Source organism: Blastococcus sp. CT_GayMR20 (genome assembly GCF_004570345.1).
In genome coordinates this window covers 49,319-61,736 of the sequence record NZ_SPQM01000003.1, presented here as the reverse complement: position 1 = coordinate 61,736, position 12,418 = coordinate 49,319, and the positions used below count along the sequence as shown (strand labels likewise).

Genomic DNA, 12,418 nt, shown 5'->3' with positions numbered 1-12,418 from the left:
CTCCCTCCGAGCAGGTCGAGTGGGAGATCAACGTAGCGGGGCCTGGTCGTCGTGCGGAACGTTCTCCGGCCTGACGTAGTCGCCGAGCGCGTGCACCCGCCAGCCGCCCAGCCGAGGCCGGCGCACCAGGGTCGCGATGGCGATGTCCCCGACAAGGACCATGTCCGGCGGCGGCCCGGTGGTCTCGCCGGTGTCGCGCAGGTAGGTGATGTAGACGACGTCCGGGTCGTCGACCGACGGAGTGGCCTCCGACGCCATGCCGTAGCCGAGCAGGAGCTCGGCGGGGCCGGCGAAGGTGCCCCACCCCCGCCAGCTCTCGGGGGTGACGATGACGCTGAGGACGTCGAGGTTCGGGCCGTCGGGCTCGGTGACCGCCGTCCAGAAGACGGCGGCCACGGTCACCGGGTTGTCCGGTCCGGGAGGGCCTGCGTCCACCAGTGCGGCAACCTCGGACGTCGGTACCCGGGGCGGCGGCAGGTCCTCCGGTGGCAGCCAGGCCATGTGCCCAGCATGCGCTGCTTCTCCGCGAGGCGTCAGCAGCCGGAGACGTCGTAGTCCTCGACGGCCGGCCACGCGGACGGCGGAGTGGTCGGCCAGTCCCAGATGGAGACGCCGATGGCCTGCTGCTCGGTCGCCGCCCGGGCCATGGCCGAGTAGTCGTCGGACGTCTCCTGGGCGTCGTAGCCGCCGATCACCGAGACGGTCGCACACGGGTCGTCGAGGTGCCGGCGCACCCGTTCGATGTTCTCGGTGACGTACCAGTGGGGGTCGGTGAACCCCTCCTCCGACCGGTTGGACCAGTACGCCATGGGCAGCCAGACGTCGTAGAGGTCGCGCAGTTCCGCCCATGGGAACTCCGGCCAGTACCCGGAGTTCAGCACGTCGGTGACCACCGGTGGGAGCACGACGGCGCCGAGCTCGACATCGGGCAGCGCGGCCCGCAGCTGCTGCGACAGCTCGATCAGCGCCGCGTTCCGCGGTGCGAGCGCGACGGCGTCGGTGAACTCGATGTCGACGGCGACCGCGTCGAAGCCCTGTCCGTCGACGCGGAACTCCGCGATCGCCTCCAGCCTCCGCAGGTCGCCGGCGATGTCGCCGAAGCGCGGCAGGTACCAGGCGACCACCTGCATGTCGCGCGCGTGCGCCCGCACGAGGAAGTCGCCGAGGACGTCCGTGCTCAGCAGCCCGGGGTACCGGGGGTCGTCGGCGGCCGGCTGCAGGTAGATCGTGCGGATGCCCGCCTCGGCCATCGTGTCGACGACGGCCGGCGTCACCGGCGGAACCGCGCCGCCGAACTCCCGGGTGAACCGGTACCGCGACAGCCACGTGCCGACGCCGGCGTAGGGCGACGTCTCCTCGACCACCGGGGCGGTGGTGGTCGGCGGTTCCGACGGGGCAGTGGTGGCGTCGGCCGACGGCCGGTCCCCGCGCGGTTCCGCGACGGGTTCGGCCAGTACCACGACGAGGACGGCGATCAGCAGGACGCCGAGCAGCAGACCACCGACGCGGTGGTTCGACCGCCGCCTGTGCGCGCCCCTGCCCACCGCCGCATCATCCTGGGGTGGCCGCCGCGGCGACCAGTCGATCAGCCGTCGACGTATCGGTCGCGCTCGACGACGAACTGGCCGGTCGCGGTGTTCGACTCGATGAACTCCGGCAGCAGCGGGATCCGCACGGTCACGGTGACGCACACGGAGAACTCCTCGCCCGGCACCAGAGTCGGCGTGTATCCCCCGGCGGACGCGCAGTCCGCGCCGGCCGGCGCGTAGGCCAGCTGCAGGTCGGTGGCGTCGACCGACTGGTCCTCGACCGCCAGCTCCGCCGCCCGCAGTGCCCGCTCCTGCCCGGTGACGGGGTCCGGCGCCGTGCCGATCGCGCGGCCTGCCTCACGGGCCGCCGCCGTCGAGGCGAACACCCCGCGCTGGACGGCCGAGAACCCCGCGACGATGTAGACCAGCGGCACGAAGACGACGAGTGCGATGAACACGAACTCGACCAGTGCCGACCCCCGCTCCTCGCGCAGCATCCCGAGCCGGCGGCGCAGCCGGCTCACGGGCCCTCCTTGACCGCGCGGCCCGTGACGTCCAGCGGCAGCAGGTTGCCCAGCGCCGACAGCAGCGACGGCACCGAGCCCGAGCACTGCACCACCACGAGGGTCAACCCGCTGGCGTCGACCTCCTCGGCCGACGTGCACGCCAGCCCCTCGGCGGTCTGCGTCGACGTCGCCTGCGCCACCACCTCCACGGTGCGCGCGGCCCCGGCGGCCGGGTCGACGTCGGCGTTCGCCGCATACCGGGCGCCCTGCTGCGCGCTCGCCGTCACCACGTTGCGCACGTGCACGTAGACGGCAACCTGCAGCACCGCGAGCAGCAGCGCCACGATGAGCATCGAGACCATGACGAAGTCGACGACGGCGCTGCCCCGCTCGTCGTCGTCCGTCGGTACGACCGACGGTTCAGCCACCGCTCGTGACGGAGGTGAGCGCGTTCTCGACGGCGGAGACGATCGCCTCCCGGAACGGGATGAGGATGGCGAGCACGAGGGCCGCGGTCATCACCGTGATCATGACCCAGCCCGGGACGTCGCCCCGTTCGGGATCGTCGCCCGTCACCCGGGCCGAGAGCGCAGCCAGTGCGGCGGTCAGGTACGCGTAACCGCGCATCCGTGTTCCTTCCTCCAGGTCCGCTGTCACTGCGCCAGCGAGACGATGCTGATCAGCCCCGGGAACAGGGCGAAGAGAACGGTGACCGGCAGCACCAGGAACACGACCGGCACCATCATGGCGATCTCCTTGCGGCCGCCCGCCTCGAGCAGCCGGCGCTTGCCGGCCTCCCGGACGTCGGCTGCCTGGGCGCGGAGCACCTCGGCCAGCGGGGTGCCGCGCTCGATCGCCACGAGCAGCCCGTCGATGAACCGGGCCAGCGGGTCCAGCGACGTGCGGTCGGCGACCTGCTGCAGGGCGTCGACGAGCGGGACGCCGGCGCGCGCGCGGCCGAGGGCCGCCCCGAGCTCGCGCGCCAGTTCCCCGCCGGAGAGCCGGGTGACCCGGGCGATCGCCGCGGTGGGGCTCTCCCCCGCCGTCACGGCCAGGGCGAGCAGCTCGGCGACGACCGGGAACTCGGCGAGCAGCAGCTCCTCGCGCTTCAGCACCTGCTGGGTCAGCCACCAGTCGCGGCCGAGCACCCCGCCGAGCAGGCCCGCCACGCACAGCAGCCCGGCCGAGAGCACGTTCAGCCCGCCGGCCGCGACCGAGCCGACGGTGGCGACCACGGCTGCCCCCAGCAGCCCGATTCCGCCCCAGACCACCTGCTCCACGCGGAAGTCCTCGACGGTCGCCTCGTCGGCCAGCGCGTCCAGCCGGCGGCGGACCGCGGCCCGTCCGCCCAGCAGCCGGTCGACCAGCCGTGCGCCGTCCCCGACGGCCGGGCCGAACACCCGGCGGACGGCGGTGAGCAGGCCCGGCTCGGTCGCGGTGCCCAGCAGCCGGGACGGCGGAGGGGTGTCGTGCACGTAGGGCGCGAGCCGGTCGACCAGCCGCACCGAGCGGAACGGCGGGGCGTAGGTCAGCACCAGCACCAGGCCGGTCGCCGCGACCAGTCCCAGCACCATCCCCGTGAGACCCGCACTCACTGCAGCACCCTGACGTCCTCGGGCAGACGCCCGATCCGCAGCATCAGCCGGTAGGCCACGAGGCACACCGCTCCGCCGCCCAGCAGGATCGCCGTCCCCAGGGGGGAGTCGTAGGCGGCGAGCGTCGTCGACTGCGTCGCCAGCAGCAGGAGCACGACCCACGGCGCGGCCACCGCCAGCCGCGCTGCCGAGACCACCCAGCCCTGCCGTGTCTCGAGCTCGGCCCGTGCACGGGCGTCCTCGCGCAGGAAGGTCGCCAGGGTCCGCAGCACCCGGCCGAGGTCGCTGCCGCCGACCTCACGGGCCACCCGCAGCGTCTCCACGATCCGGTCACCGACAGGGTCGGCCAGGTCGTCCTTGAGCCGGTCGAGGCACACGCTGAACCGGCCGCTCGAGCGGTACTCGGTGGCGAAGCGGGCGAACGGCGGCCGCAACACCTCGGGACCGCGCGTCGACAGCGCCGACAGCGCCTCCGGCAGCGACAGCCCGGCGCGGACGGCCGAGGCGAGGTTGTCGACGACCTCCGGCCACACCTCCCGGAGGTCGGCCCTGCGCCGGGCGGCGAGCCGGCGGACCTGCGCGTAGGGCAGGAAGAAGCCGAACAGGCCGAACACCAGACTGACGGTCACCGTGCCGGTGGTCAGCAGGACGACGACCAGCACCGCCAGCCCAAGCCCGAGCTGCAGCGCCAGGAGTTGGGTGGCGTTGATGCCGGTCAGCCCCGCCTCGGCGAGCAGAACCTGACGACGACCCGGCTGCCGGGGCCCGGTGCGGGGCTGCGGCGCCCGCGATCCGCTCCGCCAGATCAGCAGCAGGCCGACCCCGGCGAGCAGCCCCAGCAGCGCGCCGGACTCAGTCATCGCCCGTCGCCGAGCAGCGCCGGCAGGTCATGGCCGAGGGCGGCGAACCGCTCGGGGTGCGGCGGGTAGCCGTCGGCACGGACGAGCCGCCCGTCCCGGGAGGTGAAGACGTCGGCGGTCTCGATGACGCCGCCCTCGGCGCGGCCGGGCAGGGCGACGATCTCGCGCACCCGGCGGTGCCCGGAGACGTCGGTGCCGACGTGGACGACCAGGTCGACGCTGGAGGCCACGGTCGGGACGACGAACGCCGTCCCGATGTTCTCGCCGGCCAGCAGGGGCAGCGTGCACATCTTGACCACGGCCTCGCGGGCGCTGTTGGCGTGCAGGGTGCACATGCCCGGCAGGCCGGAGTTGAGCGCGATCAGCAGGTCGAGGCACTCCTCCTGCCGCACCTCGCCGACGACGATCCGCGAGGGCCGCATCCGCAGCGCCTCCTTCACGAGGCGGCGCAGCGGGATCTCGCCGGCGCCCTCGAGGTTGGGCTGCCGGGTCTGCATCGAGACGACGTCGGGCAGCGGCACCTGCAGCTCGAAGACCTCCTCGCAGGTGACCACGCGCTCCCGGGCCGGCACGGCTGCGCAGAGGCAGTTGAGCAGCGTCGTCTTGCCGGCCTGGGTGCCGCCGGAGACCAGGATGTTCAGCCCCGAGGCGACGGCGGCCTCCAGGAAGCGGGCCGCCTGGGTCGTGATGGTGCCGAGGGCGACGAGCTCGTCGAGGCTGTGCGCCTGCAGCACGAACTTGCGGATGTTGACCGCCATGTGGCGGCGGGTGATGTCGGGGATCACCACGTGCAGGCGCGAGCCGTCCGGCATCATCGCGTCGACGAACGGCGTGCTCATGTCGATCCGCCGTCCGGACGTGCGGAGCATCCGCTCGACGAGGTCGGCGAGCTCCCCGTGCCCGAGGATCGTCGTCGTCAGTTCGCTGCGCCCGCGCCGGGCGATGAACACCCGGCCCGGTTCGTTGACCCAGAACTACTTCCGGACGTTTGACCACGTACGATCATCGACGGAAAGCAACGCTGAGCTGGACTTTTGCTGTTTATAGTCGCTAGCTGGTGAGTGCCGTGACTGGCCATTCTGCGGACTAGTTGCGGACTGGCTGCGGACCAAGATCGCGTGCGTCCCCGTCCTCTTACCCCTCGAGACACGGCTTCCGCTTTCCACCCGGATCAGCATTGCCGTGCGGCGCAGGCTGGCCAGCGAGCCCGGACGCTGTCAACCCGAGCGCAGCCTTGCTGTCCGGCTTCCGCACCGGCTGCGGGGCGCAGCGCATGCCTCCGCGTCCCTGGCGGGGCGCCACGGGTGGGCCTCATCGCCCGATGCCTGGACCAGCGGCAGTTCGCCGCGTGAGCGTTGCGAGGTCCTCGGGCCGCGGGAGGTGGACATGCCGTTCCGGGACAGTCAGCCGCGGGGCGGCCGATCGGTGTGGGGTCGGGTCGGCGTCCTGGTGTGCACGCCAGGTGTCCCGCTCCTGGGCGAGGCGGTCGGCCGGCTGGGCGAGGAGAGCCAGCTCGGTCGTCAGGCGCGTGATGCGAGCGCGGACGGCGGCCAGTTCTGCTCGCGCGGCGGTTATGGCCAGGTCGGTGTCGGTCAGCCGCTCCGCCGGGTCGAGGGTCCAGGCGAGGTGTCCGAAGCGGGCGAGCCGGTCCTCAAGCTGACGCCGGGCGTCGGTTGCCGCGGCCCCGGCGTGCCGGTGGGTCTGCTGCGCGGTGGCTGCGGTCGCGCGCAACTGCTCGTGCTCCGGGTGGGCGTGTTCGGCGTGGTGGCGGGCGTAGGAGTCGAAGGCAGTCCACAGCCGCGGTCGGTCGTCGGACCGGTCAGACAGGCGCGCGATCTGCTGCGGGTCGGTGGGCATGGTCGGGAGGTAGGGCCGCCAGGCGTCCGCCCAGTCGGCGAGCTGCTCGCCGGCCCGGTTCACCGCCGAGACCGACCGGATCCGCGACACGCTGCTCGACAGCTGGGACACCGGGCGTGACGCCGCCCGCGACGCCGCGCAGGTCGTGCTCGACGGCCCCGGCCGGCTCCAACTGCGGCGTGCGGCGGTGAACCGGGCCGGCGAGCAGCTCGCCGACTGGGCGGACGCCTGGCGGCCCTACCTCCCGACCATGCCCACCGACCCGCAGCAGATCGCGCGCCTGTCTGACCGGTCCGACGACCGACCGCGGCTGTGGACTGCCTTCGACTCCTACGCCCGCCACCACGCCGAACACGCCCACCCGGAGCACGAGCAGTTGCGCGCGACCGCAGCCACCGCGCAGCAGACCCACCGGCACGCCGGGGCCGCGGCAACCGACGCCCGGCGTCAGCTTGAGGACCGGCTCGCCCGCTTCGGACACCTCGCCTGGACCCTCGACCCGGCGGAGCGGCTGACCGACACCGACCTGGCCATAACCGCCGCGCGAGCAGAACTGGCCGCCGTCCGCGCTCGCATCACGCGCCTGACGACCGAGCTGGCTCTCCTCGCCCAGCCGGCCGACCGCCTCGCCCAGGAGCGGGACACCTGGCGTGCACACCAGGACGCCGACCCGACCCCACACCGATCGGCCGCCCCGCGGCTGACTGTCCCGGAACGGCATGTCCACCTCCCGCGGCCCGAGGACCTCGCAACGCTCACGCGGCGAACTGCCGCTGGTCCAGGCATCGGGCGATGAGGCCCACCCGTGGCGCCCCGCCAGGGACGCGGAGGCATGCGCTGCGCCCCGCAGCCGGTGCGGAAGCCGGACAGCAAGGCTGCGCTCGGGTTGACAGCGTCCGGGCTCGCTGGCCAGCCTGCGCCGCACGGCAATGCTGATCCGGGTGGAAAGCGGAAGCCGTGTCTCGAGGGGTAAGAGGACGGGGACGCACGCGATCTTGGTCCGCAGCCAGTCCGCAACTAGTCCGCAGAATGGCCAGTCACGGCACTCACCAGCTAGCGACTATAAACAGCAAAAGTCCAGCTCAGCGTTGCTTTCCGTCGATGATCGTACGTGGTCAAACGTCCGGAAGTAGTTCTGGGTCAACGAACCGGGCCGGGTGTTCATCGCCCGGCGCGGGCGCAGCGAACTGACGACGACGATCCTCGGGCACGGGGAGCTCGCCGACCTCGTCGAGCGGATGCTCCGCACGTCCGGACGGCGGATCGACATGAGCACGCCGTTCGTCGACGCGATGATGCCGGACGGCTCGCGCCTGCACGTGGTGATCCCCGACATCACCCGCCGCCACATGGCGGTCAACATCCGCAAGTTCGTGCTGCAGGCGCACAGCCTCGACGAGCTCGTCGCCCTCGGCACCATCACGACCCAGGCGGCCCGCTTCCTGGAGGCCGCCGTCGCCTCGGGGCTGAACATCCTGGTCTCCGGCGGCACCCAGGCCGGCAAGACGACGCTGCTCAACTGCCTCTGCGCAGCCGTGCCGGCCCGGGAGCGCGTGGTCACCTGCGAGGAGGTCTTCGAGCTGCAGGTGCCGCTGCCCGACGTCGTCTCGATGCAGACCCGGCAGCCCAACCTCGAGGGCGCCGGCGAGATCCCGCTGCGCCGCCTCGTGAAGGAGGCGCTGCGGATGCGGCCCTCGCGGATCGTCGTCGGCGAGGTGCGGCAGGAGGAGTGCCTCGACCTGCTGATCGCGCTCAACTCCGGCCTGCCGGGCATGTGCACCCTGCACGCCAACAGCGCCCGCGAGGCCGTGGTCAAGATGTGCACGCTGCCCCTGCTGGCCGGCGAGAACATCGGGACGGCGTTCGTCGTCCCGACCGTGGCCTCCAGCGTCGACCTGGTCGTCCACGTCGGCACCGACGTCTCCGGGCACCGCCGGGTGCGCGAGATCGTCGCCCTGCCCGGCCGCGCCGAGGGCGGCGTCATCGAGACCGCCGACGTCTTCACCTCCCGGGACGGGCGGCTCGTCCGTGCCGACGGCTACCCGCCGCACCCCGAGCGGTTCGCCGCCCTCGGCCATGACCTGCCGGCGCTGCTCGGCGACGGGCGATGACTGAGTCCGGCGCGCTGCTGGGGCTGCTCGCCGGGGTCGGCCTGCTGCTGATCTGGCGGAGCGGATCGCGGGCGCCGCAGCCCCGCACCGGGCCCCGGCAGCCGGGTCGTCGTCAGGTTCTGCTCGCCGAGGCGGGGCTGACCGGCATCAACGCCACCCAACTCCTGGCGCTGCAGCTCGGGCTTGGGCTGGCGGTGCTGGTCGTCGTCCTGCTGACCACCGGCACGGTGACCGTCAGTCTGGTGTTCGGCCTGTTCGGCTTCTTCCTGCCCTACGCGCAGGTCCGCCGGCTCGCCGCCCGGCGCAGGGCCGACCTCCGGGAGGTGTGGCCGGAGGTCGTCGACAACCTCGCCTCGGCCGTCCGCGCCGGGCTGTCGCTGCCGGAGGCGCTGTCGGCGCTGTCGACGCGCGGTCCCGAGGTGTTGCGGCCGCCGTTCGCCCGCTTCGCCACCGAGTACCGCTCGAGCGGCCGGTTCAGCGTGTGCCTCGACCGGCTCAAGGACGACCTGGCCGACCCTGTCGGTGACCGGATCGTGGAGACGCTGCGGGTGGCCCGTGAGGTCGGCGGCAGCGACCTCGGCCGGGTGCTGCGGACCCTGGCGACCTTCCTGCGCGAGGACGCCCGTGCACGGGCCGAGCTCGAGACACGGCAGGGCTGGGTGGTCTCGGCAGCGCGGCTGGCGGTGGCCGCGCCGTGGGTCGTGCTCCTGCTGCTGGCGACGCAGTCGACGACGCTCGCCGCCTACGACTCCCCCCTGGGGACGGCGATCCTGCTGGGCGGCGGAGCGGTGTGCCTCGTGGCCTACCGGCTGATGCTGCGGATCGGGCGTCTGCCCGAGGACGTCAGGGTGCTGCAGTGAGTGCGGGTCTCACGGGGATGGTGCTGGGACTGGTCGCGGCGACCGGCCTGGTGCTGGTGCTGACCTACGCCCCGCCGTTCCGCTCGGTGCGGCTGGTCGACCGGCTCGCGCCCTACGTGCACGACACCCCTCCGCCGTCCCGGCTGCTGGGCACCGCGACCGAGCCGGGCCTGCTCACCGCCGTCCGCCGGGTGTTCGGCCCGGCCGTCGGGGACGGCGCACGGCTGGTCGACCGGCTGCTGGGCGGACGGGCCGCGGTCCGCCGCCGGCTGGACGCGCTGGCCGACGAGGCGACCGTCGAGGACTTCCGCGTGGAGCAGGTGGTCTGGGGCGGAATCGGGCTGCTGGGGGCAGCCGTGGTCGCCACCGTCGGCTCGGTCGCGGCCGGCGGGCTGAACGTGCTCTCGGCCGGGCTGCTGTGCGTGGCGGGCCTGCTCGGCGGGGTGCTCGGCCGCGACTGGTGGCTGACCCAGCAGGTGCTGAAGCGCGAGGAGCTGCTGCTCGCCGAGTTCCCGGTCGTCGCCGAGCTGCTCGCCCTGGCCGTGACGGCGGGGGAGAGCCCCACCGCGGCGATCGCCCGGGTCACCCGGCTCTCCGGCGGGGAACTGGCGCGCGAGCTCGGGGCGGCCCTCGGCCGCGCGCGCGCCGGCGTCCCGCTCGTCGACGCCCTGCAGCAGGTCGCCGACCGCACGTCGCTGGACCCGCTGGCCCGGTTCATCGACGGGCTGCTCGTGGCGATCGAGCGCGGCACCCCGCTGGCCGAGGTGCTCCGCGCCCAGGCAGCCGACGTCCGGGAGGCCGGCAAGCGCCGGCTGCTCGAGGCGGGCGGCCGCAAGGAGATCGCCATGATGGTGCCGGTCGTGTTCCTGGTGCTGCCGGTCACCGTTCTCTTCGCCCTGTTCCCGGGGCTGATCAGCATCGTCTCGCTGGCGCAGTGACAGCGGACCTGGAGGAAGGAACACGGATGCGCGGTTACGCGTACCTGACCGCCGCACTGGCTGCGCTCTCGGCCCGGGTGACGGGCGACGATCCCGAACGGGGCGACGTCCCGGGCTGGGTCATGATCACGGTGATGACCGCGGCCCTCGTGCTCGCCATCCTCATCCCGTTCCGGGAGGCGATCGTCTCCGCCGTCGAGAACGCGCTCACCTCCGTCACGAGCGGTGGCTGAACCGTCGGTCGTACCGACGGACGACGACGAGCGGGGCAGCGCCGTCGTCGACTTCGTCATGGTCTCGATGCTCATCGTGGCGCTGCTGCTCGCGGTGCTGCAGGTTGCCGTCTACGTGCACGTGCGCAACGTGGTGACGGCGAGCGCGCAGCAGGGCGCCCGGTATGCGGCGAACGCCGACGTCGACCCGGCCGCCGGGGCCGCGCGCACCGTGGAGGTGGTGGCGCAGGCGACGTCGACGCAGACCGCCGAGGGGCTGGCGTGCACGTCGGCCGAGGAGGTCGACGCCAGCGGGTTGACCCTCGTGGTGGTGCAGTGCTCGGGCTCGGTGCCGTCGCTGCTGTCGGCGCTGGGCAACCTGCTGCCGCTGGACGTCACGGGCCGCGCGGTCAAGGAGGGCCCGTGAGCCGGCTGCGCCGCCGGCTCGGGATGCTGCGCGAGGAGCGGGGGTCGGCACTGGTCGAGTTCGTGTTCATCGCACTCGTCGTCTTCGTGCCGCTGGTCTACATCGTCGCGGGGTTCTCGGCCGTCCAGCGCGGGGTGTTCGCCTCGACGGCGGCGGCCCGTGAGGCAGGCCGCGCGATCGGCACGGCGCCGGACCCCGTCACCGGGCAGGAGCGGGCACTGCGGGCGGCGGAGCTGGCGGTCGAGGACCAGTCGGTCGACGCCACCGACCTGCAGCTGGCCTACGCGCCGGCCGGCGCGGACTGCGCGTCCGCCGGGGGATACACGCCGACTCTGGTGCCGGGCGAGGAGTTCTCCGTGTGCGTCACCGTGACCGTGCGGATCCCGCTGCTGCCGGAGTTCATCGAGTCGAACACCGCGACCGGCCAGTTCGTCGTCGAGCGCGACCGATACGTCGACGGCTGATCGACTGGTCGCCGCGGCGGCCACCCCAGGATGATGCGGCGGTGGGCAGGGGCGCGCACAGGCGGCGGTCGAACCACCGCGTCGGTGGTCTGCTGCTCGGCGTCCTGCTGATCGCCGTCCTCGTCGTGGTACTGGCCGAACCCGTCGCGGAACCGCGCGGGGACCGGCCGTCGGCCGACGCCACCACTGCCCCGTCGGAACCGCCGACCACCACCGCCCCGGTGGTCGAGGAGACGTCGCCCTACGCCGGCGTCGGCACGTGGCTGTCGCGGTACCGGTTCACCCGGGAGTTCGGCGGCGCGGTTCCGCCGGTGACGCCGGCCGTCGTCGACACGATGGCCGAGGCGGGCATCCGCACGATCTACCTGCAGCCGGCCGCCGACGACCCCCGGTACCCCGGGCTGCTGAGCACGGACGTCCTCGGCGACTTCCTCGTGCGGGCGCACGCGCGCGACATGCAGGTGGTCGCCTGGTACCTGCCGCGCTTCGGCGACATCGCCGGCGACCTGCGGAGGCTGGAGGCGATCGCGGAGTTCCGCGTCGACGGACAGGGCTTCGACGCGGTCGCCGTCGACATCGAGTTCACCGACGCCGTCGCGCTCGCACCGCGGAACGCGGCGCTGATCGAGCTGTCGCAGCAGCTGCGGGCCGCGCTGCCCGATGTCGAGCTCGGCGCCGTCGTGCTCCCACCGGTGGTCACCGACGTGCTGAACTCCGGGTACTGGCCGGAGTTCCCATGGGCGGAACTGCGCGACCTCTACGACGTCTGGCTGCCCATGGCGTACTGGTCCAACCGGTCGGAGGAGGGGTTCACCGACCCCCACTGGTACGTCACCGAGAACATCGAACGGGTGCGCCGGCACCTCGACGACCCGTGTGCGACCGTCTCGGTGATCGGCGGCTACGACGCCCAGGAGACGTCCGACGACTACTCGGCCATGGCCCGGGCGGCGACCGAGCAGCAGGCCATCGGCGTCTCCATCTGGGACTGGCCGACCACTCCGCCGTCCGCGTGGCCGGCCGTCGAGGACTACGACGTCTCCGGCTGCTGACGCCTCG

The 12,418-nt window shown here is 73.2% G+C and carries 15 protein-coding genes and 2 pseudogenes; 8 read left to right on the top strand and 9 right to left on the bottom strand.

The window, feature by feature from the left end; translation table 11 throughout:
• Window positions 1-27: 27 nt before the first annotated feature.
• The 9 genes and pseudogenes from E4P40_RS01480 to E4P40_RS01440 form a co-directional block, all read right to left on the bottom strand.
• Complete coding sequence (locus E4P40_RS01480) at window positions 28-501, bottom strand: hypothetical protein (RefSeq protein ID WP_135156899.1); 474 nt, start codon at window positions 499-501, stop codon at window positions 28-30.
• Window positions 502-533: 32 nt separating this feature from the next.
• Entirely contained in the window at window positions 534-1,544 is a 1,011-nt protein-coding gene (locus E4P40_RS01475; protein WP_135156901.1) for a hypothetical protein, read from the bottom strand.
• A 41-nt stretch (window positions 1,545-1,585) separates the two neighbouring features.
• Window positions 1,586-2,053 carry a hypothetical protein gene (locus E4P40_RS01470; protein WP_135156903.1) on the bottom strand — a complete coding sequence of 156 codons (468 nt, stop codon included), beginning with the start codon at window positions 2,051-2,053 and terminating at the stop codon, window positions 1,586-1,588.
• Window positions 2,050-2,463, bottom strand: coding sequence for a TadE/TadG family type IV pilus assembly protein (locus tag E4P40_RS01465; RefSeq protein ID WP_135156906.1), 414 nt, complete (start codon window positions 2,461-2,463; stop codon window positions 2,050-2,052). Before E4P40_RS01465 ends, E4P40_RS01470 begins: the two co-directional genes overlap by 4 nt.
• Window positions 2,456-2,662 (bottom strand): hypothetical protein, encoded by a 207-nt coding sequence (locus tag E4P40_RS01460; protein ID WP_135156908.1) that lies wholly within the window; start codon window positions 2,660-2,662, stop codon window positions 2,456-2,458. The genes E4P40_RS01465 and E4P40_RS01460 overlap by 8 nt, the downstream gene beginning before the upstream one ends.
• Window positions 2,663-2,688: 26 nt before the next feature.
• Window positions 2,689-3,630: a type II secretion system F family protein gene (locus E4P40_RS01455; RefSeq protein WP_135156910.1), complete on the bottom strand. Its 942-nt coding sequence runs from the start codon at window positions 3,628-3,630 to the stop codon at window positions 2,689-2,691.
• A complete protein-coding gene (locus E4P40_RS01450; RefSeq protein WP_135156912.1) occupies window positions 3,627-4,490 on the bottom strand; it encodes a type II secretion system F family protein in 864 nt (287 codons plus the stop codon). Before E4P40_RS01450 ends, E4P40_RS01455 begins: the two co-directional genes overlap by 4 nt.
• Window positions 4,487-5,449, bottom strand: a pseudogene (locus E4P40_RS01445) (ATPase, T2SS/T4P/T4SS family); the annotation flags it as partial. The pseudogene E4P40_RS01445 and the gene E4P40_RS01450, both read right to left, overlap by 4 nt.
• Window positions 5,450-5,801: 352 nt before the next feature.
• Complete coding sequence (locus tag E4P40_RS01440) at window positions 5,802-6,458, bottom strand: hypothetical protein (RefSeq protein WP_245160085.1); 657 nt, start codon at window positions 6,456-6,458, stop codon at window positions 5,802-5,804.
• 34 nt (window positions 6,459-6,492) lie between these two features.
• Between E4P40_RS01440 and E4P40_RS01435 the strand changes: the two genes are divergently transcribed.
• The 8 genes and pseudogenes from E4P40_RS01435 (at window position 6,493) to E4P40_RS01400 (ending at window position 12,411) form a co-directional block, all read left to right on the top strand.
• A complete protein-coding gene (locus E4P40_RS01435) occupies window positions 6,493-7,143 on the top strand; it encodes a hypothetical protein (RefSeq protein ID WP_245160084.1) in 651 nt (216 codons plus the stop codon).
• Between the two features lie 352 nt (window positions 7,144-7,495).
• Window positions 7,496-8,458, top strand: a pseudogene (locus E4P40_RS01430) (ATPase, T2SS/T4P/T4SS family); the annotation flags it as partial.
• Window positions 8,455-9,318 carry a type II secretion system F family protein gene (locus E4P40_RS01425; RefSeq protein ID WP_135156912.1) on the top strand — a complete coding sequence of 288 codons (864 nt, stop codon included), beginning with the start codon at window positions 8,455-8,457 and terminating at the stop codon, window positions 9,316-9,318. The pseudogene E4P40_RS01430 and the gene E4P40_RS01425, both read left to right, overlap by 4 nt.
• Window positions 9,315-10,256 (top strand): type II secretion system F family protein, encoded by a 942-nt coding sequence (locus E4P40_RS01420; protein WP_135156910.1) that lies wholly within the window; start codon window positions 9,315-9,317, stop codon window positions 10,254-10,256. The genes E4P40_RS01425 and E4P40_RS01420 overlap by 4 nt, the downstream gene beginning before the upstream one ends.
• Window positions 10,257-10,282: 26 nt before the next feature.
• The gene (locus tag E4P40_RS01415) at window positions 10,283-10,489 is read left to right on the top strand and encodes a hypothetical protein (RefSeq protein ID WP_135156908.1); all 207 of its coding nucleotides are present in this window, start codon (window positions 10,283-10,285) and stop codon (window positions 10,487-10,489) included.
• On the top strand, window positions 10,482-10,895 hold the full coding sequence (locus E4P40_RS01410) for a TadE/TadG family type IV pilus assembly protein (protein WP_135156906.1): 414 nt from the start codon (window positions 10,482-10,484) through the stop codon (window positions 10,893-10,895). The genes E4P40_RS01415 and E4P40_RS01410 overlap by 8 nt, the downstream gene beginning before the upstream one ends.
• Window positions 10,892-11,359 carry a hypothetical protein gene (locus E4P40_RS01405; protein ID WP_135156903.1) on the top strand — a complete coding sequence of 156 codons (468 nt, stop codon included), beginning with the start codon at window positions 10,892-10,894 and terminating at the stop codon, window positions 11,357-11,359. The genes E4P40_RS01410 and E4P40_RS01405 overlap by 4 nt, the downstream gene beginning before the upstream one ends.
• 41 nt (window positions 11,360-11,400) lie before the next feature.
• A complete protein-coding gene (locus E4P40_RS01400; RefSeq protein WP_135156901.1) occupies window positions 11,401-12,411 on the top strand; it encodes a hypothetical protein in 1,011 nt (336 codons plus the stop codon).
• Window positions 12,412-12,418: the final 7 nt, after the last annotated feature.